Genomic DNA, 21,868 nt, shown 5'->3' with positions numbered 1-21,868 from the left:
CAGCTCAGCCGGTGATCGCCTCCCACAGGCTCCACACCCCGAGCCCCGTCATCAGCAGCGCGGCGATCTTGGTGATGAGGGCCAGCGGCACCCGCTTCATCAGCGCTTTCCCGCCGACGATGCCCAGCCCGGCCACCGCCCACAGCGCCAGCACCGCCCCGAGGCCGACGGAGAGCGGGTCGTCGTAACGCGCCGCGAGGTTCGCCGTCATGATCTGCGTCAGGTCCCCGAACTCGGCGACCAGGATGAGCATGAACCCGGCCCCGGCGACCTTCCAGAAGGACTGGTTCTCGGGCCTGCGGATCTCCTCGTCGCCGTCGTCCTTCTTGAACAGCAGCATCGCCGCACCGCCGAGGAAGAGGACACCGGTCACCGCGTGCACGACCTGCTGCGGCAGCAGGGTCAGCACGCTGCCGGCCGCGACGGCCAGCACGACATGCAGGGTGAACGCGGCGGCGACGCCGGCGAAGACGTACGAGGCCCGGTAGCGGGTGCCGAGCACGAGCCCGGCGAGCGCGGTCTTGTCCGGCAGCTCGGCGAGGAAGACGACGCCGAAGACGAGCGCCGTGACGGTGATGCTGATCAAGGTTCCTCAATCGGTCGGGGCTGCCCCGCCGAGAGTGCGTTCCTGTGCGCGGACACCTCGGCAGGGCAGCACACGGTCAGTGCACTGCTTGCCGAAGGTCTCGCTGGCGAGGTCCGCTAGGGACCCGCCTCCGGGCGCCGGCTCAGACGAGCTGAGCAGTATGTCGACGGTCCGGCGAAGAGCTACTCCCCTTCGTACGCCGTCAACTGTACGCGAGAGAAAGTTCGACCGTGAACCTTGTCGTGTCATGTACGCGTCACTAGCTTCTTACCGAACACTCACCTCCCCGAAACACGGGCCCGCGAGCATTCCATCGCTCGCACTCCAACGCCCCCACACCCCAAGGGAGTTCGCAATGCCGAAGTTCTACGCGCGTCGACGGCTCAGCATACTCGCGGCTCTTACCGGACTCATAGCTTCCATCGGACTTTTCAACGGTCCGACCGCGTCCGCCGCGCTCCCGACCCCCGTCAGCGCCGCCACCGCCCGCACCTACCTCGCCTCGCTGACCGTGGCGACGGAGGTCAGGACGGGTTACGCCCGCGATCTGTTCCCGACCTGGATCACCATCAGCGGTACCTGCAACACGCGTGAGTACATCCTCAAGCGGGACGGCTCGGGCGTCGTGACCGACTCCGCCTGCGTCGCGACCAGCGGCAGCTGGTACTCGCCGTACGACGGCGCGACCTGGACCGCCGCCTCCGACGTCGACATCGACCACCTCGTCCCGCTGGCCGAGGCCTGGGACTCCGGCGCCCGCAACTGGACCACCGCGCAGCGCCAGGCCTTCGCCAACGACGTGACCCGCCCGCAGCTGCTCGCGGTGACGGACAACGTCAACCAGTCCAAGGGCGACCAGGACCCGGCCACCTGGATGCCGTCGCTCACCTCGTACCGCTGCACGTACGTCCGCGCCTGGGTCCAGGTGAAGTACTACTACAACCTCTCGGTCGACACGGCCGAGAAGAGCGCGCTGACGAGCTACCTCGCCAGTTGCTGACGATTCAGTAACGGAACCTCCCCACCCACCTCCGTCGTTCCGTACCGTACGGGGCGACGGAGGAGGGGGATCATGGCAGAACTGCGCCTGGGGCCCGTGCTGAGGTATGTCGACGGCTCGTCCGCGACCGTGTGGGTCGAGGCGAGCCGCCCGTGTGCCGCCGAGGTGCGGTGCGCGGACGGCGCCGGTGGGCAGGCCCGCACCTTCCAGGTCGCCGGCCATCACTACGCGCTGGTGCAGGTCGAGGGTCTGACCGCGGCCACGACCACCTCGTACGACGTCCTCCTCGACGGCACCCCCGTCTGGCCGCCGCCCGACTCCCGTTTCCCGGCCTCCGTCATCCGCACCCCGGGCGACGACGACGCCGTCCGCGTCTCCTTCGGCTCCTGCCGCTGGGCCGCCCCGCCCGCGGACGAGGCCGACCCCGTCGGCCCGGACGCCCTGGACTCCCTGGCCGCGCGCATCGCGGCCGACCCGGACGGTGAACGGCCGGACGTGCTCGTGCTGTTGGGCGACCAGGTGTACGCCGACGAGACCTCCGCCGCCACCCACCGCTGGCTGGCCGCGCGCCGGGACCTGAGCGACCCGCCGGGCAGCGAGGTCGCCGACTACGAGGAGTACACCCGCCTCTATTACGAGTCCTGGCTCGACCCCGAGGTGCGCTGGCTGCTGTCCACCGTGCCGAGCTGCATGATCTTCGACGACCACGACGTCATCGACGACTGGAACACCTCCGCCGCCTGGCTCGCCGACATGCGGGCCACCCCGTGGTGGCGCGAGCGGCTGCTGAGCGGCCTGATGTCGTACTGGGTCCACCAGCACCTGGGAAACCTGTCCCCGGCCGAGCTGTCCGCCGACCCGCTGTACGCGGCCGTGCGCGAACTCCCCGACGGCACCGACGAGTTGCGCGCCTTCGCCTGCAAGGCCGACGCCGACCCGGCCTCCGTGCGCTGGAGTTACCGGCGCGACTTCGGCCGCGTACGCCTGCTGATGGTGGACACCCGGGCCGCCCGTGTCCTCGACGAGGAGGCCCGGTCGATGCTCGACCCGGGCGAGGCCGAGTGGCTGCGCGAGCAGGCGCTGGAGGGGCCGGGGTCGTACGACCATCTCCTCATAGGCACCTCACTCCCCTGGCTGCTGCCCCATCTCGTGCACGACGCCGAAGCGTGGAACGCGGCCCTGTGCCGCGGCGACCGGGGCGCGCGCTGGGCGCGGTTCGGGGAGGACCTGCGGCGGCGGGCGGACCTGGAGCACTGGGCGGCCTTCCCGGCCTCCTTCGCCGAGCTGGCCGCGCTGATCGCCGAGGCGGGTACGGGGCCGCAGGCGCCGGCGAGCGTGCTGGTGCTGTCGGGGGACGTGCACCACGCGTACGTGGCCGAGCCGGTCTGGCCGACGGGCGCCCCGGACGCCCGCGTGCTCCAGCTGACCTGCTCGCCCGTGCACAACGCCATCCCGCTCGCGATACGGCTCGGCTTCCGCTTCGGCTGGAGCGCGGCGGCCCGGGCGCTGGGGCGGCGGTTCGCCCGGCACGGGCGCTGCGCGCCGACGGCGGTCAAGTGGCGCAAGACGGGCGGGCCCTGGTTCGGCAACCAGCTCATGACCCTGACCCTGCGCGGGCGCTCGGCGCGGCTGCGGCTGGAGCAGGCGCGGGCGAACGGCGCGTTGAAGACGGTGGAGGAGTCCACTCTCACCACCGCATGAGTGACAAGTGTCTTACCACCACATGAGTGACCAGTGCGGTGTCTGAGACCTGTGCCACCTCCTGGGGCTCGCGTTGGCTTCTGTTACGCCCGACGGCATGATGAGGCGGACCGTCCGCTTCCGCCGGGCGGTTCACTGCCAAGCGCCCCACACGCACGGGAGTCCCCCTTTTGTCCGCACCGCCGCAGCAGCCGTCCGTCTCCCTCGCTCTGGTCGGCGCCGGCCCACGCGGCACCAGCGTGCTGGAACGCCTCTGCGCCTCGGTCCCCGAACTCCTCCCGCCCGGGGCGCGGTTGACCGTGCACGTGGTCGACCCCGCGCCGCCGGGTGCGGGCAGTGTGTGGCGGAGCACGCAGTCGCCCGAGCTGCTGATGAACACGGTGGCCTGCCAGGTGACCCTGTTCACCGACGACAGCGTGGACTGCTCGGGCCCGATCCTGCCGGGGCCGAGCCTGTACGAGTGGGCGGGCGGTGAGCTGGGCGCGGACGAGTACCCGACCCGCGCGCACTACGGGCGGTACCTGGAGTGGGTCTTCGCCCGGGTGGTGCGGGAGGCCCCGCCCGGCGTGCGCGTGGTGACCCACCGGGCGCGTGCGGTACGGCTGGACGACGCCTCCGACGGCCGGCAGACCCTCACCCTGGACGACGGCCGCACCCTCAACGGCCTGTCCGGCGTCGTCCTGGCCCAGGGCCACCTCCCCACGGCCCCGGACCCGGCGTCCCGCCGCTCGGCCGCTCACGCCGACCGCCACGGCCTGCTCCACTTCCCGCCGGCCAACCCGGCCGACCTCGACCTGACCCCCATATCCCCCGGCGAACCGGTCCTGTTGCGCGGCCTGGGCCTCAACTTCTTCGACCACACCGCCCTGTTGACGACGGGCCGCGGCGGCCGGTTCGTGCCGGGTCCGGGCGGTCTGCGGTACGTCCCCTCCGGCCGCGAGCCCCGCCTGTACGCCGGCTCCCGGCGCGGCATCCCGTACCAGGCGCGCGGCGACAACGCGAAGGGCCCGTACGGCCGTCACCGCCCGCTCGTCCTGACCCCGGAGGTGATCGCCGGTTTCCGCAAGCGCGCGGACTCCGGCGAGGCGCCCGACTTCCTGGGCGAGATATGGCCGTTGGTGGCGAAGGAGGTGGAGACCGTCTACTACACGGCGCTCACCGGGCGGGCCGACCTCGCCGACCTCTTCCTCTCCGTCCCGCACGGGGATCCCCAAGAGGCGCTGGTCCTCGACGAGTTCGGGGTGTCCGAGGGTGACCGCTGGAGCTGGGAGCGGGTCTCCCGGCCGTATACGCAAGGGGAGTTCGCGCATCCCCGGCGGTGGCGGGAGTGGCTGCTGTCGTATCTGCGCAAGGACGCGGCGCAGGCCGCCCTCGGCAATGTGGCCGGCCCGCTGAAGGCGGCCCTGGACGTGCTGCGCGATCTGCGCAACGAGCTGCGGCTGATCGTCGACCACGGCGGCCTCGCCGGTGTCTCCCGGCGCGAGCACCTGGACCGCTGGTACACCCCGCTCAACGCCTTCCTGTCCATCGGCCCGCCCCGGCGCCGCATCGAGGAGCTGACCGCGCTGGTGGAGGCGGGCGTGGTGGAGGTGCTCGGGCCGCGCGTCGAGGTGCGGGAGGGCGACGGGGCCTGGCTGGCCCGCTCCCCCGAGGTCCCGGGCTCGGAGGTGCGGGTGACGACTCTCATAGAGGCCCGTCTTCCGGAACCGGATCTGCGCACCACCGGCGACGAGTTGCTCGCCCGGCTGCTGCGGACGGGACAGTGCCGGCCGCACATCGTCGACGGTTACGAGACCGGCGGGCTGGACGTGACGCAGCGGCCGTACAACCTGATGGACCGTCAAGGGCGAGCGCACCCAAGGAGGTTCGCGTTCGGGGTGCCGACGGAGGGGGTGCACTGGGTGACCGCGGCGGGAGCCCGCCCGGGCGTGGATTCGGTCACGCTTTCGGACGCGGATGCGGTGGCGAGGGCGCTGCTACGTGCGGCGACGCGGGAAACGGAACCGGAAGCGGAAGCTTCCCGATGGCCGGATGTTGAACTTGCAAGCATCGATTAGGCAGACCTAACGTGGATCGCTCATTCGGTACCGCCGCCCCCACCGACAAAGCCGAAGGAGCACCCCCACATGTCCGCTCGTCTCAATACCGCTCAGCCGTACGTGATCGGCCTGTTGCGCATAGTCGTCGGCCTGCTCTTCGCCGTGCACGGCGCCGCCTCGCTCTTCGGCGTCCTCGGCGGCGCCGCGGGCACCCAGGGCGGCACCATCGACGCCGGCACCTGGCCCAGCTGGTACGCGGCCGTGATCCAGCTGGTCGGCGGCACGCTCGTACTGCTCGGCCTCGGCACGCGGGCCGCCGCGTTCGTCGCCTCCGGCTCCATGGCGTTCGCGTACTTCGACGTCCACCAGCAGGCCGCGCTGTGGCCGATCCAGAACGGCGGCGAGCTGTCCGTCCTGTTCTGCTGGACGTTCCTGCTGCTCGTCTTCACCGGCTCCGGCGCGTTCGGCCTGGACCGGCTGCTCGCCAGGCGCACGTCCGCGGAGGAGCGACGCGCGGCGGACCAAACGCCGGTCGCGGCCTGATCCGGGCATGAGCGGGGCCTTCCCCCGAAGGTGGGGGAAGGCCCTTCGCGTCTCAGGAGACGCCTGCCCTACGAGGCCCCGGCGGTCCAGCCGAACGGGACCGTGAAGCAGGCGACCCGCGTGCCATGGGTGCCCGGCATGTCATGGATGACGACCGAGGATGCCTCGCCCTGCCGGAAGCCCCAGTCGTGGCGGACGCTCGCCGCGCCCGCGCCGTGGTCGTCGGCGGTGAAGTCGAGCCAGACCTCGTTGGCCGCGTTGACGTGCGCCTCGTCCGTGCCCTTCTCGTGCTGGTAGTGCCCGCCCGCGGCGGCCGGGTCGGCGGCGCAGGGCTTCTGGTGCACATGGACGCCGTACTCGTGCCCGGGCTTCAGCCCGTCGACCCGCAGCTTCACCGTCGTCGCGCCGCTCTCCTCGGTCCGCTGGCTCACCTCGATCCAGGCGGCCGCCGGGACCAGTGCCATGTCGTACGTCACCGCGGCCGACGGCACGAGAGCCGTCGGCGGCGCGAAGTGCGCGTCCGTCCGCATCCAGTAGCCGTTGGCACCGCCGGTGCCGGCCGCCAGCACGGCCGCCGCGACGGCGCCCGCGCATATTCCTGCCACCATTCGTCCACCGTTCCTCACGTCGTGTGCTCGACTCGTCACCCCTCTTCCGTGCTACGGGACTGCGGCGGGCCCCGCCGCTCGGGAGACGGCAGCCGGGTGAACGTCCTGTGCCGATCACACGCGCCCCCCATGAAACTGCTGTCACACCCCAGGCGTACGCTGTATGGCTGTTACTGGCCGCCCCTGCCGCTCCCCCGCGACGTCGCGGCACGGTCTGGCCAACGGGGGAGTTCACGGGGAGTCGTGGTGCTGGAGAGTGTGGGGTCGCTGACGGGCAGCCCTTGGATTTACGCCATGGTGGCGATGTCGGTGCTGCTCGACGTGTTCCTGCCGGTGCTGCCGAGCGGCGTACTGGTGATCACGGCCGCCACGGCGGCGGCCGCAGGCTCGGCGACCGGCCAGGTGCCGCACGCGGTGCCCGACATCATCGCGCTGACGCTGTGCGCGGCCACGGCCTCGGTCCTCGGCGACCTGGTCGCCTACCGCCTCGCCTGGCGCGGCGGCGCCCGCCTGGACCGCGCGATCGCCCGCTCCCGCCGGCTGACCTCCGCGCAGGAACGTCTCGGCGCGGCCCTGGCCCGCGGCGGCGGCGCGCTGGTCATCCTCGCCCGCTTCGCCCCGGCCGGCCGCTCGGTCGTCTCGCTCGGCGCGGGCGCGGCCCACCGCCGGGCCCGCGACTTCCTGCCCTGGTCGGCGCTGGCGGGCCTGACCTGGGCGGTGTACAGCGTGGCGCTCGGCTACTACGGCGGCCAGTGGCTCGGTACGACGTGGCTGGCGACCGGGGTGTCGGTGCTGGCGCTGTTCGGGGCGGGGGCGGGGGCGGCGTACGTGATGCGCCGGCCGGCGAAGGCGTCGTAACGCCTGTTACACGGATGCCTTCAGGTCACGCGGACGCCTTCTGGTCACGCGGACGCCTTCTGGCCCCTTATCTCCAGCCCTGTGAGCAGCTCGGCCGTGGCCTCGGCGATCGCCTCCACGGCCTGGTCGAACACCTCCCGGTTGTGCGCGGCCGGCGCCCGGAAGCCGGACACCTTCCGCACGAACTGCAGGGCCGCGGCCCTGATCTCTTCCTCCGTCGCCTCTTCGGGCAACGCGGGCGGGCGAAGGGTCTTGATGCTCCGGCACATGAGACCAGTCTCCCCCAACTCCCCCGCGCCTGCGATGATCCTTTCCGAGGCGGCCACCGTCAGGGGCCGACCGACGAAGGGACAAGAGAATCATGGCGAACGACGAACCCACCGTGGCCGTCCTGGGCCCCGGCGGCATCGGCGGCCTGCTCGCGGCGCTGCTGTCGCGGGCCGGTCACCGGGTGATCTGCCTGTCCGGCAAGGAGACCGCGGACGCGCTCCGCACGGACGGGATCCGGGTCCGCAGCGGCCTGTTCGGCGACTTCACCGCGCGCGTGGAGGCGGACACCGAGCTGCGTGAGCCGGTCGACGCGTGCCTGGTCGCGGTCAAGCACACGGCCCTGGACAACGCGCTGGACCGCGTGCCGCCGGCCGCGCTGGGCGACGCCCTCCTCGTACCGTTCCTGAACGGCGTCGAACACCCCGCGACCCTGCGCGCCCGCTACCGGGCCGACCTGGTCGCCCCCGCCGTCATCCGCGTTGAGTCGACCCGGGTCGCGGCGGGGGTGATCGAGCACGGCAGCCCGTTCGCGGAGATCGACCTGACCGGGGACGGGGTGGACCGGGCCCGTCTCGACGCCCTGGCACAGTCCCTCGGCGCCGCCGGCCCGACGACCCGCGTCCTGGACGACGAGACGTCGGCGCTCTGGGCCAAGATGTCGTTCCTCGCGCCGTTCGCGCTCCTCACGACGCGGTACGCGCTCCCCCTGGGCGACGTCCGCACCCTGCACCGCGACGAGTTGACCGCGCTCGTAGCGGAGACGGCCGCGGTGAGCCAGGCCTCCGGCGGCCCGTCCGACCCGGCCCAGGCCCTGGCCCGCTACGACGCCTTCCCGCCCCGGACCAAGTCGTCGATGCAGCGCGACGCGGAGGCGGGCCGACCACTCGAACTGGACGCGATCGGCGGGGCGTTGCTGCGCGCGGCGGAACGGCACGGGGTGAGCGTGCCGGTGGCGGCGCGGGTGATGCGGGAGTTGGCGGACGGCGGTAGGTAACACCGTTGCTCCACCGGCCGGTTGGCACCTCGCACGCCAGGCGTCAACCGGCCGCCGCCCGCAGATCGACTCTCCAGTCGTTGGACGTGGCCCAGTGGCCCTTCGGGTACTCGAACTCGACCGGTCCGAGGAGGGTGAAGCCGGCCTTGCGGCAGACGGCGTTCGACGCGGGGTGGTCGACGCCCGGGAACGCGTGCAGGTACTGGTGCAGCCCCGCCGCGCGTGCCGCCCGTACGACCTCGCGGGCCGCCGCCGCGGCGAGCCCCCGCCCCTGGAACTCGGGCAGCACTCCCCACCCGGTCTCCCACACCGTCCCGTCCCGCCACTCCTTCTCCCAGAACCCGATCGAGCCGACGGTCTCGCCGCTCTCCGCGAGCTCCACTCGATACATCCGCCCGGGCTCCACCTCCTGATACCGCAGATGCCGGGCGGCGAGCTTCTCCTCGCTCTCCGGCCCGCCCAAGTGCTCCGTCATCTCAGGGCTGTTGTTCCGCTGCAACAGCCAGAAGTCCCCCTCCGACCAGGCAACCAACCGCACCCGTTCCGCTTCCGTGCCGTCCATACCGCCACACTAGAACCCGGGTCTGACAACGCGACCGTCTGCGATGAGACGGCCCAGTGAGGTGCGGGCCGGTGGGCCCCAGCTGGGCTTGCCCCCGGGACGGCCCCGCACACCGGCCTCCCCGATGAGGATGCCGCTGAGGGCGCGCAGCACCGCCCAGCCGCGGGCGCGACGCCGGGTCGCGGAGTCGGCGGTCGGCAGGCAGGCGTCGTAGAAACGGTCGATGGCACCGTCCGGCAGCAGGATCCACCCGGCGGCGAGATCGCAGGCCGGGTCGCCCGCGCAGAGGTCGCCGAAGTCGATCACGCCGCAGAAGGTGCCGTCGTCGGTGAGGACGTTGGCGGGATGCAGATCACCGTGGAGCCACAGCGCCGGCCCCTCCCACTCGGGCGCGGCGACGGCGTCCTCCCAGACCGCGCGGACGGCGTCCGGGTCGGGAAGCAGCCCCAGCTCGACGGCCGAGGCGAGCTGCCCCGCGAACCCCTCCGCACTGTCGCCCAGCGACCCACCACGTCCGCGCCCGGCCGGGGCCCCTTCGGGGGCGGGCCGGTGAAGGGCGGTCAGGAAGGCGGCCAGGGTGTCGGCGGCCTCCGCGGCACGGGTGGCGGGGGCGCGGTCGGCGGGCGTTCCCGGCACCCAGGTGGTGACGATCCAAGGCCGCGGAAACCGTTCGGAGGGCTCGCTCAGGCGCTGCGGGACGGGAACCGGCAGGGGAAGGTGCGGGGCGAGGGCGGGCAGCCATGCGTGCTCCTTGCGGAGCAGTTCGTCGGCGGAGAGGGTGGCCCACGGCAGCCGAACGGCGAGATCCTCGCCGACCCGCCACAACTGGTTGTCCCAGCCGCGCGCGCCGAGCGTCACGGGGAGACCGGCGAGGTCCGGGTGCTGGTCGCGCAGCAGATCCCGGACCAGTTCTGCGGTGATCTCGATCTCGGTGTGGGTCATGCGGAGCCACGGTATCCCGACAGTGATCCGCCGATCGCGACGATCGACCGTCCCAGGCGGGCGAGCGGGGACAGGGCCATCAGGGCCGGCGACAGCAGCATGCCCACGGCCGCCACCAGGAGGCTGGCGCGCGTCCCCCACGCTTCCGCGAGGAAGCCGCCGAGCAGCGAGCCGAGCGGGGTCATCCCCATGCCGACGAAGTTGATCGTGGCGGCCGCGCGGCCCTGCATGCCGTCGGGTGTGACGGTCTGCCGGACGGCCATGACCGTGACGTTCACGAGCTGGCCGAAGGTCCCGAAGACGAAGTTGATCGCGAGGAGTGCGGCCAGGGTCGCCGTGGACGGGCCGTGGAGCGCGGGTACGAAGAGGAACACGCCGTCGCCGAGTGCCGCCGCGGACACGAGTACGGCGCCGTACCCGAAGCGGCCCGGCAGGCGGGCGGCGAGCAGCGCGCCGAGGAGCGCGCCCGGTCCCGTGGCCGCGAGTGCCAGTCCGACGGCGGTGCCCGACAGGTGCAGGTCCCGTGGAAGGAAGAGCAGATAGACGGTCATCACGGCCGAGAAGGAGAACTGGAAGGCGGCGGAGGCGAGACACACGGTACGGAGCGAGGTGTCGGCGGCGACGAAGCGGAGACCTTCGTGGATCTGCGGCCAGAGCCGAGGGGGACGACGCTCGGAGCGCTGCCGTATGGATTCACGGCGACCGATGCGCCGTATCGAAAGGAACGAGAGCGCGAAGAACACCGCGCCGGACGCGACGGCGATCGGCCCCGAGAACGTGGACACCAGAGCGCCGCCCAGCGCGGGGCCGGCGATCTGCGCGGCGGACCGGCTGCCCTCGAGCGCGCTGTTGCCCCGTACCAACTGATCGCGCTCCACGAGCCGTACCAGGGACGCCTGATAGGCCACGTCGAAGAACACGGACAGCGCACCGACGGCGAAGGCGATCGCGAGCAGTGCGGGCAGACCGAGCACGCCGAGGAGGCCGGCCACGGCGGCGGCGCCGAGCGCCAGGGCCCGGCCGGCGTCCGTCGCCGTCATCAGCGTGCGGGTGCGCCACCGGTCCACCCACACCCCGGCGAGGAGCGACAGCAGCAGAATCGGCGCCTGCCCCACCGCGCGCAGGGCGCCCAACTGGCCGGCACCGGCGTGCAGGGTCAGTACGGCGAAGAGCGGCAGCGCCACCAGGCTTGTCTGTTCGCCGAGTTGGGAGGCGGTCTGGCCGAACCAGAGCCGACGGAAGTCGCGGTCACGCCACAGGCTGGAGGGTGGCACAGGGGCTCTGCCCCTCAAGTCGCCGGCCGGCTCGGGTGGTCGTCCGGGCGCCACAGCCAGCGGAGGGCGTCGGGGAGCAGGACTCCGCCGTGGTTGGGGCTGTGGCCGCCGTCGCCCAGGACGAGGCGGAAGTCGTAGCCGGCTTCCGCGAGGGCGGCCGCGACACGGAGGTTGGCGGCGAGCCAGTTCGATTCGGGCTCGTTCCAGCGCAGGTCGCGATGGCCGGCCTGGAGGAAGATGCGCAGGGGCTTGCGCGGGACGCGGGGGATGAGTTCGGGGTACGGGTTGCCGCCCGGCATCTGCGTGAAGCTGGACAGGTACCCGATCACCCGGCGGAACCTGTCCGGGCGCAGCCAAGCCGCGGTGAAGGCGCAGTTCCCGCCGCTGCTGCCACCGCAGATGCCCCAGCGGTCGGGATCCTCGGCGATCGAGTAGCGCTTGGTGACCTCGGGGATGATCTCCGTGAGGAGGAAGCGCACGTACCGGTCGTCGTAGGCGTCGTACTCGGTGTTGCGGTTCTTGGGATGCTCAGCGCCCGGGAAGACCCCGGGGTCGACGAACACGCCGATGGTGACGGGGATGTCCCCGCGGTGGACGAGATTGTCGAGTACGACCGCGCCGCGGACCTCGCCCTCGGGGTCCAGGTACCACCACCCGTCCTGGAACACCATCAGCGACGCCGGTTCCGAGGGCTCGTACAGCGCGGGCACGTGCACCCAGAACTTCCGTGACGTTCCCGGGTAGACGGCACTGTCGTCCCACTCGAACTCGATCGTCTCGCCGACGGGCACGCCGGGCTGCGCGGCGGAGTCGGGGCCATGGGCGTAGCGCACGTCCCGCTGCTGAATCGGAAGCGGCTGGTAGGGCACCTCGATCGTCACGCGCGCCAACCTAGGAGAGATCACGAGGGGCCTCAACGGGGTTTCCCGGGGCGCCCGGTGGCGGTGCCGGCCCGCACTCGTTCGCATGAACCCCGGGAAGAAACTCGCATCCCAAATTCGAACAGGCGTACCATTGCGGCGTGGCGACGACCTACGACTTCCCGAGCGACCTCCTGGCCGGACAGGAGGAGCTGCATCAGGTCCGGGCCGAGCTGTCGGCCCTGCTCAAGCGGCTGCCCTGGTCGGTCGAGCCCCTGGACGGCTTCAGCGACACGGGCGGCTGGCGCAAGGTGGAACGCCCCGCGTCCCCCGGCTGGACCCCCGACGAACAGGCCGAGGTCGAAAAACTCCGCCGCCGCGAACACGAACTCGCGGTCTTCGTCACGACCCACCGCTTCTGGACGGAGTTCACGTCCGCAGACCGGGTGAAGGCCCGGATGAGCCTGAAGCATGCACACGGAGACGGAAGCGGTCGCTCTGAGTGACAGCTCCGTCCCACAGACCAGGCGAACAACGGCGGCACACCCCCCAAGGGCGGCGGCACGACCCCATGCACAAGAGCGGCCCCCGGATTCCTCCGGAGGGCCGCTCGCTCGTTGCTTCACACGGTGGGCGCGGACGGTTTCGAACCGCCGACATCCTGCTTGTAAGGCAGGCGCTCTACCACTGAGCTACGCACCCGGGACAGGTCGACAGACTACATGGCCCGGGGCACTGTCCTGCAAACCCGTTTCGCAGGCAGGCAGGACGTGTAGCCGTTCCTAGGGACTGAGGGGGACTGCGTCCTGCTTCCAGGACGGCCGCTCAGCCGTGTGCCCCGAGTGGTGTTGGGCACACTGGTCGCCTGCTTTCGCTCCATGCCCGGGCTGCACGGATCCTGTCCGTGGTCCGGGAACACGGGGGCAGGGTCCCTCACGCCTCCGGGACTCCGGGCCGGCCTGGGCGGTCCGATGCCCGTATCCATCTCTCTGGTGGATACGGGGCGGTGTCGTCCGTCGCCGGATCGGATGCCCGAGGGCGCGCCGTCCGATCGCCACGGCTGCCGCGTCGTGGCGAGTGGTCCTACGGGTCTTGGTGCTCAGGGGCTGCTGCCAGTGCTGCGCGCCCCATCGAGAGGTGTACGCCGGATCCACCGCGACGACGGCCACGTTCTGTTCCGCGGCCATCGAGACGAGCCGGGCCTTGAGCCGCGCGGTGGGAAAGCGGCAGACGAGACGGCGGAACCGCTTGTTGCGGCCGTGCCGCTCCCTGGATGTACTTTCGGTGAAGTCGAGGTTCTCGAGCGCGATCGCCGCGACCCCCGTGCGGCGGGTGTGGTGCAGCAGCCGGGTCAGTGCGTGACGGATCTGGGCATCCCGATGGGACGCGCCGCCCGACAGGTCGTAGAAGAAGCGCCGGGGCTCGCCGACCGGGTTGCCGTGCACATCCAGGTGCCAGGCCGCGAGATGGTCGTCGTTCATGTCCACGGCGACCACACCGCGGGACAGGGCAGCTTCGAGCGGGACCAGCGGGATGGGCGAGCGCTGCCAGGAAGCAGTCACGTACCAGCGGCCACGCAGGCAGTCGAGGTGAATTCGGTACGCGACCGCCCGATTCCCGGCGATCCGGTCCCGCCACTCCGAATCCCGGTGCTGAAAGGTCACGGTCGCATCCAGCACGTACCGTCCGTGCGGGGCGTTGGCGAGGTGCGCCAGGGCGGCCGGGAGCCTGATCGAGAGCTGTCCGGCGTCCGTGATGCGAATGGTCTCGTTCCCGTACCGCTTGCCGGACTCGCCGTCGGCTGTCAGGAACATACGGGCGGCCCGCCACCGGTCTCGCCACGCCTGCCTGCTCGGCCCGGCCTCGTCCACGTGGTGACTCAGACGCGCGAGCCTCTTGCCGCCGCGCACCACATGCGCCCGCCCAGCCGCCCGGTCGGCCTCCAACGCGTTCAGCCTGTGCCTCAGGTCGCTCAGACGTCGGGACTTGGCGTGCCATTCCGCTCGTGTGGCACAGCCGCGCACCAGCCCGGCGCGCTCGTCCACCTTGGCTCCGAGCGGCCTCGCCAGCCTGGCCTCGATCCGGGTGATTTCTCCCCGCAGCCACGCAGCCTCGGCTCCCTGACCACGCCTCGCCAGAGCCCACTGGTCGTGCGTCGCCTTCGTGAGGCTGCCCGCCCACCGCGCCGACGAGACCTTGGACAGCTCACGCTTCCGCTCGGCCCATGAAGCGGCATCGTGTTCGAGTCCCTGACGGGACCGCACAGCGAGATCCCTCGACGCCAGGGAGCCGAGGAACACACCCACCTCGGTCAGCACCGCCGCATCCGCCGCCGACACCCGCAACCGGGTCCGGATCGCCATGCCGGCCGGTCCGGGCACCACGAACGACGGCGCCAACTCCCGCAGCCCGCCCACTCTTCCCTCCCCACAGGCTCCGAAGATCCTTTCATCACATCCAACGACGACCGCCCCCAAAGGTCACTCATTCGACCGAAGAACTCATGTCCCTGACATCGGTATCGGGGGTTATCCCCACCCCGGATCCGGGAGCGGCCCGGATCCCCCCGCGAGGGGCGGGTCCCTACGGTCGGTCTAAGAGGCTTCGCAAACAGTTTCAGGGCTCAGGGGGAGATCGTCATGGCTCGTGTGTTCAGTCGTAGTGTCGGCGCTCGTGTCGGTCTCGCCGTGGGTGGGGTCGTCGTGCTCGTCGGGGGTGTCAGCGCGTGTGGCGCGTCCGCGGGGGACGACAAGGATCCCGATCATCGGAGCTTCGCGCTTGAGGGGCGGACGCTCACCGTCGACTCCGACGACTCCGCGCTGGAGATCGTCGCCGCGGACGGGAACCCGGCGGGCAAGGTGGAGGTCACCCGGTGGTTCCAGGGCTCCGTGGCCGTCGGGAAGGACCCCGAGGTCACCTGGTCCATGAAGGACGACCGGCTCACCCTGCGGATGAAGTGCTCCGGTGTCGTCGCCGACTGCTCCGCCAAGCACCGGATCGAGGTGCCCCGGGGAGTCAGGGTCGAGGTGGAGGACGGGGACGGGAGCGTACGCGCGCGTGGGTTCAAGGACGCGCTGAGTATTCGTACGGGCGACGGGTCCGTGCATGTCACCGACTCCAGCGGGCCGCTGACGCTGCACACCGGCGACGGCTCCGTGCACGCCGACGTCGAGTCACGGCAGGTGCGCGCCGAGACCGGCGACGGGTCCGTGCACCTCGAACTCGGCGCCGTACCCGACCTCGTCGACTCCCGCAGTCACGACGGTTCCGTCACCATCGCCCTGCCCAAGGCCACGTACCGGGTGACCACGGAGACGGGCGACGGGTCGGTGGACGTGTCCGTTCCCCGTTCCGACTCCAGTTCACACGTGGTGACGGCCCGTACGAGCGACGGAAAAGTCACAGTCGGCACCGCGAACTGACCGGCCCGTGTGTTCGTCCTCTCCGGGTGGGAGAATGAAACAACCACCGGCCAGGACGGATGACAGCACGGGAGAGGGATGTGACGGCGACACCTTCGCAGCCGTACTCGCCGTTGGTGCCGCGCGCGGAGCGCACAGCGCGCGCAGGCCGTCGGGCGCGCGCAGGCAGCCGGGCTTCCGGACACCGCCCGGCTCGCGCACACCGCCAGGCGCTCAAGGACACCGTCACCCTCTTCGCCGCCCTCCCCCTCGTCGCCGCGCTCGCGCTGCCCGCCGCGTTCGCCGGTGGTGGCACCCGGCGCTGGTTCGGCGGGCGTGCCGAGAGTCAGCGGGCCGAGGCGCAGGCCGCGAAGGACGCCGCCGCGGCCGCGTTCTACGAGCTGGACACCGCCCAGCGCGATCTGCGGATCTCGATAGAGACGATCACGGCCGTCGACGACTCGCCCGCCGCGCGCCGCGCCGTCTCCGACTTCGAGGCGCTCGGCCGCCGTATCGACGAGGCCAGCGGCCACTACATCGAGGCCGTCGACTCCCATGACCTCGACCGCGACGACCTGGAGGCCTCGGTCGCGGCACGCGCGCGTACGGAGCTGACCCGGGCCAAGGACGAGCTCACGAACGTCAAGCGCGAGCTCGACCGTTTCGGCGACAGCCTCGGCCCGCTGCTCGGCAAGGCGGAGACCCAGCTGGCCCGGCTCGCCCCCGCGGTGGAGCGTGCGCGGCAGGGGTTGCTCGCCGCGTCGAACGCGCTGGACGCGGTACGGGAGACGGAGCTCAGGGCGGACGACCTCGCCGCCCGTCTCGCCGCCCTCGGGCCGGAGCTGACCAAGCTCAACCAGGGCGCGGGCAAGCACGGTGTGCCGCAGACGCTGGAGCGGGCCGAGCGGGTGGCGCGGGAGGCCGAGGCGATCCGGGTGGAGGCGGGGCGGCTGCCGGAGCGGGCCGCCGAGATCGACCACCGCCTGGTGTCGCTGCGCACCCGCGCGCAGGCGCTCACCACGCGGGCCGGCCAGGTCGAGCCGATCCTCAGCGAGTTGCGCCGTCGTTTCTCCGCGGCCTGCTGGCAGGACCTCCAGCATGTCCCGGACCAGGCCGCGGAGAACGTCCGCCAGGCCGAACTCAAGCTGAAGGAGGCCCAGTCGGCGCGGGACGCCCAGCGCTGGCCGGACGCGACGTCACTGCTGTCGACGGTGCGGGCCCTCCTCAACACGACGGACGAGTCGGTGTCGGCGGCCCGCGACCGCCTGCAGCGCCTGAACGCCGTCCAGAAGGACCCCCAACAGGAGATCGACCGCACGAGGTTCGCGATCCGGGACGCCCAACGCCTTGCGATGACGGGCCGTTCGACGCCCGACCCGCGCCACGCGCGCCCCTTGGACGACTCCGTGGCACGGCTCGACCGAGCGATCGCGTCCCTGGAGGGCCGCCACCCCGACTACTGGCACTTCCTCACGGAGACGGAAGCGGTACGGCAGACGGTGGCCGGGGTGGTCGCGCAGATCCGCGAGTCACGCGGATCGGCAACGCCCTAGCTCCGGTAGGCGTAGTACGCCGAGTTCGGATACGAGGCGATCAGACTCGACAGCGACCGCCGATACGTGTCCGCGTCGTGGTACGTCAGATACGGCACCCCACTCGAACTCCGGTACGTCGTCATCATCGAGTGGTCCTTCGCACCGTCCTTGTCGAAGTCCACCTGCAACACATCACCGACGTCCATCTGATACGCGTTCGCCAGCGCGCTCGTCCTCTTGGCGGTCTGCGTGAACCACGACCACTCGTTCACCCCGATCCAGGTGTCGGACTCACCGGACGTGACGGAGTACCAGGTGTCGTAGTCCTCACGGGAGTTGGTGACCTGCTTCCACCCACCCGCGTAGAGCGACTGGCTGAGGTAGTTCGTGCAGTCACCCCCGGCGTTGTTGTAACGCCGGTACGCGGTGTTGTAGTTCTTCCAGTACTTCTCCGCGTACGTCGCCATCGCCGCGTAGTTGTACGTCGTCCCCGACCCGAGGTTCTTCGGATTGGCCGGCGCGGGATACGTGATCGCGGACTTCGGCGCGTCGATGACGGCGCTCGGCCGCACCGGCGCCGCCGCGGTCACGGCGACCGGCTCGTTGACCGGCCGCGGCCCACGGTCCGTGATCCGCTCCCGCGTCAGCTGCCAGGTACCGTCCGCCGCCGCGGTGAAGACCAGTTCGTGGTGCGCGGTGAACCCCGTGGTGGCGGGTTCGTCGCCGCGTATCTTCGCGTACGTCAGTGTCGTCGCCTCGGTGACCAGGACCGTGGCCGTACGCCCCCGCAGGCGCGTGCTGTCGACGGTGACCTTCGTGTCGCCGTCGGTGTAGGCCTCACCGAGCGCGGCGAGCCGCGAGCGGGTTCCGTGCAGTGAAGTCACCGCGCTGGCCTCGGACTTGGCCAGGTCGGCGGCCACCCGCACACCGCCCGTCGCCTTCACGGCGGAGGCGGCGGACAGGCTCGGCGCGGCTCCCTCGACCAACGCGGCCGTACGGTCGCTGAGCACGGAGTCGGCGATGCGGCCGAAGGCGTCGGTGGTGGCCGCGGTGAGGGCGGGCGCCGGTGCCTGGGCCGCCGCGTGGGCCGCGGTCAGCGGAAGCAGCGCGGCGGAGAGGGACATCGCGGCGATTGCCGTGCAACGGCCTCTGACAGCAAGGAACTTGCTGGATCTCACGGGGTTTTCTCCTTGGAGTGGGGGGTGGTTCATTGCACGACCGTCGACCAGTCGGGCGACTGCGCGGGGTCCAGACTGCGCAGTCGCGCGAGGGTCTCCGGCTTCTGCACGTCCAGCCAGTCGGCCAGTTCCTTGAAGGACACGCACTTGACGCCCTTCTTCGTGCAGACGTTCTTGACGATCTGGTCGACGGCCTTCATGTAGATGCCGCCGTTCCAGTCCTCGAAGTGGTTGCCGATGAACAGCGGGGCCCGGCTGCCGTAGTAGACGCGGTTGAAGCCGGCCATGTAGGAGGCGACGGTCTGCTGTTCCCACTGGGGGTAGTCGGCGGGGTTGCCGTCGGTCTCGCCGTCGGACTGGTTGTAGAGGAAGTTGAAGTCCATCGACAGGCCCTGGTACTTGCCGCCCTCATAGGGGAGCAGCTGCAGCGGGAAGTTCCAGGCGCCGTCCTTCTTGGCGGGCCAGATCTGGAAGTCGCCGGTGGAGGAGGCGTCGTAGCGGTAGCCGTAGCTCTTCATGGCCTTGAGGAGGTTCTTCTGGCCCTCCAGGCAGGGCGCGCGGCCGCCGGTGACCTCCTTCTTGAAGTCGAAGGGGAGCGCGGGGATGTCGGTGAAGCCGGTGTTGGTCTTCCAGTTCTCGACGAGGGAGTAGAACTCGTCGAGTTCCTGCTTCCAGTCGTCGACGCTCCAGTACTTGCCGCTGGTCTTGGTGTCGCAGAAGTGGCCGTTGAAGTGGGTGCCGATCTCGTTGCCGTCCTCGTAGGCCAGGCGGAGCTGTTCCAGGGTGGTGCGGATGTGTTCGTCGGTGGGGTAGTCGATGGCGGCGGAGCCGGGCTTGTGCTGCGGCGGGTCGTAGAGGGTCTTCCTGCTCTTGGGCAGAAGGTAGATGCCGGTGAGGAAGAAGGTCATGTGGGCGTCGTACTTCTTCGCCAACTCCCGGTAGTGGGAGAAGAGATGGTCGCTGCCCTCCAGTGCGCCGTCCCAGGAGAAGACGACGAACTGGGGCGGCTTCTCACCGCGTTTGAGCGGCTCCGGCTTCAACTGCCCGGGCTGGGGGCCGGTGTAGGAGGTGGAGCCGTCGCCGAGGATCTTCGTCCTGCCGTCCCAGGAGGCGGAGGCCTTGGGCTTCGGCGAGGCGCCGGCGCGGGTGGCGGCGGCGGGTGCCGTGTCGTCCGGGCGGGTCAGGACGAGGAAGCCCGCGACGACCGAGGCGACCACGAGCAGGGCGGTCAGGGTGCGGACCTCGTGGCGGGCGGGGCGGCGGGTCGGCGCTCTGCGGCGCCGGCCGGTGGGCTGCTTGGGGCGAGGTCCGGGCATGCGGTGTTCGTGGGGCATGCGGTGCTCAATCTGCGAGGGGGGTGGTGGGGGGTGCGGGCCTCGGGGGTCAGCCGGAGCCCATCGGGTCCCGGGGTCAGCCGGAGCCCCATCGGGTCCCGGGGGTCAGCCGAGGCCCATCGCGCCCGACCAGACGGCGTACGGGACGCCGTCGTCGGACGTTCCTGCGAGTCCCTTGAGCGGCAGCGGCTCCAGGGAGGTGGCGAGGTCCATGCGGTAGACGACGACCGCGGTCGACACGGAGTCGGCGCTGCCGGCGTACCAGGCGGCGGTGTCGTCGGCGGTGGTGCCGGACTTCCCGGCCGCGGTCGGGGTGGCGACGGTGGGGTGGGCGCTGTTGAGGGCGTCGGTCAGGGCCGCGGAGACCTGCTCGGCGACCCGGGCGGTGACGGCCCGCCGGGCGGTGGGGGTGGCGAGCCGGACGGTGGCGCCGTTGCGGGTGATACGGCGCACCGAGTACGGCTCGGTGTGTCTGCCCTCGGCGGCGAAGGTGGCGTAACCGCTGGCCATCCGGATGGCGCTGGGTGTGGAGTTGCCGAGGGAGAGCGCGGGCACCTGCGGTCCGATGCTGGATTCGAGCAGCCCGGCCGCCTCGGCGGTCGCGCTCACCTTGTCGAGGCCGGTGTCCATGCCGAGTTGCATGAACGGCGTGTTGACCGACTGGGCGAGCGCCTTGCCGAGGGCGATCTGCCCGTACGACTTCTCGCCGTCGTTGTGCGCGGTGACCACCTTGCCGCTGCGGTCCCAGTACGGTCCCTCGGGCGTGGTCACGGGCACGCCGTCGTCGCCGTCGTACAAGGTCTGCGGGGTGACTTCGGTGGTGGGTCCGGAGCGTGTCTTGCGGACGCCGTGTTCGAGTCCGGCGGCGTAGACGAACGGCAGGAAGGCCGAACCGGCTTGCACGGTACTGGCGTTGGACTCGTTGTAGCCCTGCGTACGGTGGTCGGGGCCGCCGTAGACGGCGAGGATCCGTCCGTCGGTGGCGACGGAGGCGGCGCCGTAGTGGGCGGTCTCGGCGAGCTTCGGGGCGTCCTTCTTCGCCTGCTTGCGGGCCTTGGCGACGGCGTCCGTCAGCGCGGTCTCCCGCTTGCGGTCGAAGGTCGTGTAGATCTGGTAGCCGCCGAGGTCGAACTGCTTGTCGGAGATGTGCGCGGCCTTCTTGGCGTACTGCTGGGCCAGTTCGACGAGGTAGTCGCTCTGCTTGCCGGTGTCGTAGGTGCGGGCCGACTTGAGCGGTTCGGGGAACGTCTTGTACGTCGCCCGCTCGGCCGCCGACAGCTTGCCTATTTTCACCATCCGGTCGAGCGTCCAGGACCAACGCTCCACGGCACGCTTGTGGTTGGCCTTGGAGAGGGTGGGGTCGTACAGGCCGGCGCCCTTCAACAGCGAGGCGAGGAAGGCGGCCTGACTGGCGTTCAGGTGGGTGACGTCCTTGCCGTAGTAGGCCTGGGCGGCGCGCTGGATGCCGTAAGTGCCCCTGCCGAACCAGCTGGTGTTCAGGTAGCCCTCGAGGATCTGGTCCTTGCTCATGCGGTTGTCGAGCTTGAGGGCGATCATCGCCTCGGTGAACTTGCGGCTGACCGTCTGGTTCTGCGTCAGATAGACGTTCTTGACGTACTGCTGGGTGATGGTCGAGCCGCCCTCGGTGTCCCCTTGGCCGACCGTGCGCCAGAGTGCACGTGTCAGTCCCTTCACCGAGATGCCGGGGTCGGAGTAGAAGCTCTCGTTCTCGGCGGCGAGCACGGCCCAGCGGACGTCCTCGGGTATGTCCTTCAGCGGCATCGCCTGCCGCTGCACCCAGCCGGTACGGGCCATCGGGGTGCCGTCGGACCAGAAGTAGACGTTGTCCTGCTGGGTGGCGTAGCTGTTGAGGTTCGTCGGGATGTCGGTGGCGGCGTAGGCGCCGACGAGGAAGAGGGCCAGCAGGCCCACGGCGCCCAGGAAGCCGCCGAGCCACTGGCGCGGGGAGGGCAGCCAGCGGCGCGGGCCGGTTCTGTCCGGGCGGGGGTAGGCGGGGCGTAAGCGGCGTAACGCGGGGGCGAGACGCTGCCGTAAGGACTTCCAGGGGGACCGCTTGGGTGCCGCCCTGCGGCGGCGTGGGCGGCGGTGGTCAGCCGGCCGGCCACTGGGCTGTGCTGTCCCGGTCACGCTCGAAAAATATCAACGATCTTCGCAGGTTCTCC

The 21,868-nt window shown here is 71.1% G+C and carries 20 protein-coding genes and 1 tRNA gene; 9 read left to right on the top strand and 12 right to left on the bottom strand.

The window, feature by feature from the left end:
- Positions 1-4 precede the first annotated feature (4 nt).
- Complete coding sequence (locus ABZ848_RS01305; RefSeq protein ID WP_360823313.1) at positions 5-586, bottom strand: TMEM165/GDT1 family protein; 582 nt, start codon at positions 584-586, stop codon at positions 5-7.
- A 355-nt stretch (positions 587-941) separates the two neighbouring features.
- On the opposite strand from ABZ848_RS01305, the gene ABZ848_RS01300 reads away from it, so the two are divergent.
- From ABZ848_RS01300 to ABZ848_RS01285, 4 genes are all read left to right on the top strand, one after another.
- Positions 942-1,586: an HNH endonuclease family protein gene (locus tag ABZ848_RS01300; protein WP_360823310.1), complete on the top strand. Its 645-nt coding sequence runs from the start codon at positions 942-944 to the stop codon at positions 1,584-1,586.
- A gap of 72 nt (positions 1,587-1,658) precedes the next feature.
- Positions 1,659-3,287 carry an alkaline phosphatase D family protein gene (locus ABZ848_RS01295; RefSeq protein WP_360823307.1) on the top strand — a complete coding sequence of 543 codons (1,629 nt, stop codon included), beginning with the start codon at positions 1,659-1,661 and terminating at the stop codon, positions 3,285-3,287.
- Between the two features lie 170 nt (positions 3,288-3,457).
- Positions 3,458-5,344, top strand: a complete 1,887-nt coding sequence (locus ABZ848_RS01290) for an FAD/NAD(P)-binding protein (protein ID WP_360823304.1) — start codon at positions 3,458-3,460, stop codon at positions 5,342-5,344.
- A gap of 69 nt (positions 5,345-5,413) precedes the next feature.
- Positions 5,414-5,869, top strand: a complete 456-nt coding sequence (locus ABZ848_RS01285; protein ID WP_360823301.1) for a DoxX family protein — start codon at positions 5,414-5,416, stop codon at positions 5,867-5,869.
- Between the two features lie 68 nt (positions 5,870-5,937).
- Here ABZ848_RS01285 and ABZ848_RS01280 read toward each other — a convergent pair whose 3' ends face one another.
- On the bottom strand, positions 5,938-6,477 hold the full coding sequence (locus tag ABZ848_RS01280; RefSeq protein WP_360823298.1) for a superoxide dismutase family protein: 540 nt from the start codon (positions 6,475-6,477) through the stop codon (positions 5,938-5,940).
- A gap of 246 nt (positions 6,478-6,723) precedes the next feature.
- On the opposite strand from ABZ848_RS01280, the gene ABZ848_RS01275 reads away from it, so the two are divergent.
- Positions 6,724-7,335 (top strand): VTT domain-containing protein, encoded by a 612-nt coding sequence (locus tag ABZ848_RS01275; protein WP_360823295.1) that lies wholly within the window; start codon positions 6,724-6,726, stop codon positions 7,333-7,335.
- 44 nt (positions 7,336-7,379) lie between these two features.
- Here ABZ848_RS01275 and ABZ848_RS01270 read toward each other — a convergent pair whose 3' ends face one another.
- A complete protein-coding gene (locus ABZ848_RS01270; protein WP_360823293.1) occupies positions 7,380-7,604 on the bottom strand; it encodes a DUF2277 domain-containing protein in 225 nt (74 codons plus the stop codon).
- 92 nt (positions 7,605-7,696) lie between these two features.
- Between ABZ848_RS01270 and ABZ848_RS01265 the strand changes: the two genes are divergently transcribed.
- Positions 7,697-8,599, top strand: coding sequence for a 2-dehydropantoate 2-reductase (locus ABZ848_RS01265; RefSeq protein WP_360823290.1), 903 nt, complete (start codon positions 7,697-7,699; stop codon positions 8,597-8,599).
- Between the two features lie 43 nt (positions 8,600-8,642).
- Here the strand turns inward: ABZ848_RS01265 and ABZ848_RS01260 are convergent, their stop codons facing one another.
- The 4 genes from ABZ848_RS01260 to ABZ848_RS01245 are packed head-to-tail and all read right to left on the bottom strand — an operon-like array spanning position 8,643 to position 12,258.
- Positions 8,643-9,161: a GNAT family N-acetyltransferase gene (locus tag ABZ848_RS01260; RefSeq protein ID WP_360823287.1), complete on the bottom strand. Its 519-nt coding sequence runs from the start codon at positions 9,159-9,161 to the stop codon at positions 8,643-8,645.
- A 9-nt stretch (positions 9,162-9,170) separates the two neighbouring features.
- The gene (locus ABZ848_RS01255; protein WP_360823284.1) at positions 9,171-10,103 is read right to left on the bottom strand and encodes an aminoglycoside phosphotransferase family protein; all 933 of its coding nucleotides are present in this window, start codon (positions 10,101-10,103) and stop codon (positions 9,171-9,173) included.
- Positions 10,100-11,377, bottom strand: coding sequence for an MFS transporter (locus tag ABZ848_RS01250; protein WP_360823282.1), 1,278 nt, complete (start codon positions 11,375-11,377; stop codon positions 10,100-10,102). The genes ABZ848_RS01255 and ABZ848_RS01250 overlap by 4 nt, the downstream gene beginning before the upstream one ends.
- Before the next feature lie 14 nt (positions 11,378-11,391).
- Positions 11,392-12,258 carry an alpha/beta hydrolase-fold protein gene (locus tag ABZ848_RS01245; protein WP_360823279.1) on the bottom strand — a complete coding sequence of 289 codons (867 nt, stop codon included), beginning with the start codon at positions 12,256-12,258 and terminating at the stop codon, positions 11,392-11,394.
- A gap of 140 nt (positions 12,259-12,398) precedes the next feature.
- Here ABZ848_RS01245 and ABZ848_RS01240 point away from each other — a divergent pair, with 140 nt between their 5' ends.
- Positions 12,399-12,743, top strand: coding sequence for a hypothetical protein (locus ABZ848_RS01240; protein ID WP_360823276.1), 345 nt, complete (start codon positions 12,399-12,401; stop codon positions 12,741-12,743).
- A gap of 124 nt (positions 12,744-12,867) precedes the next feature.
- Here ABZ848_RS01240 and ABZ848_RS01235 read toward each other — a convergent pair.
- Positions 12,868-12,939: transfer RNA gene (locus tag ABZ848_RS01235), tRNA-Val, on the bottom strand.
- An 80-nt stretch (positions 12,940-13,019) separates the two neighbouring features.
- Complete coding sequence (locus ABZ848_RS01230; protein ID WP_360824307.1) at positions 13,020-14,600, bottom strand: IS200/IS605 family accessory protein TnpB-related protein; 1,581 nt, start codon at positions 14,598-14,600, stop codon at positions 13,020-13,022.
- 276 nt (positions 14,601-14,876) lie between these two features.
- Here ABZ848_RS01230 and ABZ848_RS01225 point away from each other — a divergent pair, with 276 nt between their 5' ends.
- On the top strand, positions 14,877-15,659 hold the full coding sequence (locus ABZ848_RS01225) for a DUF4097 family beta strand repeat-containing protein (RefSeq protein WP_360823273.1): 783 nt from the start codon (positions 14,877-14,879) through the stop codon (positions 15,657-15,659).
- Positions 15,660-15,739: 80 nt separating this feature from the next.
- Complete coding sequence (locus ABZ848_RS01220) at positions 15,740-17,191, top strand: hypothetical protein (protein WP_360823271.1); 1,452 nt, start codon at positions 15,740-15,742, stop codon at positions 17,189-17,191.
- Here ABZ848_RS01220 and ABZ848_RS01215 read toward each other — a convergent pair.
- From ABZ848_RS01215 to ABZ848_RS01205, 3 genes are all read right to left on the bottom strand, one after another.
- Positions 17,188-18,297 carry an amidase domain-containing protein gene (locus tag ABZ848_RS01215; RefSeq protein WP_360824305.1) on the bottom strand — a complete coding sequence of 370 codons (1,110 nt, stop codon included), beginning with the start codon at positions 18,295-18,297 and terminating at the stop codon, positions 17,188-17,190. The genes ABZ848_RS01220 and ABZ848_RS01215 overlap by 4 nt on opposite strands.
- 83 nt (positions 18,298-18,380) lie before the next feature.
- Positions 18,381-19,667, bottom strand: coding sequence for a hypothetical protein (locus tag ABZ848_RS01210; protein WP_360823268.1), 1,287 nt, complete (start codon positions 19,665-19,667; stop codon positions 18,381-18,383).
- Between the two features lie 123 nt (positions 19,668-19,790).
- Positions 19,791-21,833, bottom strand: a complete 2,043-nt coding sequence (locus ABZ848_RS01205) for a transglycosylase domain-containing protein (protein ID WP_360823265.1) — start codon at positions 21,831-21,833, stop codon at positions 19,791-19,793.
- Positions 21,834-21,868: the final 35 nt, after the last annotated feature.

The organism is Streptomyces sp. NPDC047081 (assembly GCF_040643775.1).
In the GTDB taxonomy this organism is placed as follows: Bacteria; Actinomycetota; Actinomycetes; order Streptomycetales; family Streptomycetaceae; genus Streptomyces.
This window is presented reverse-complemented; position numbering and strand designations above follow the sequence as displayed.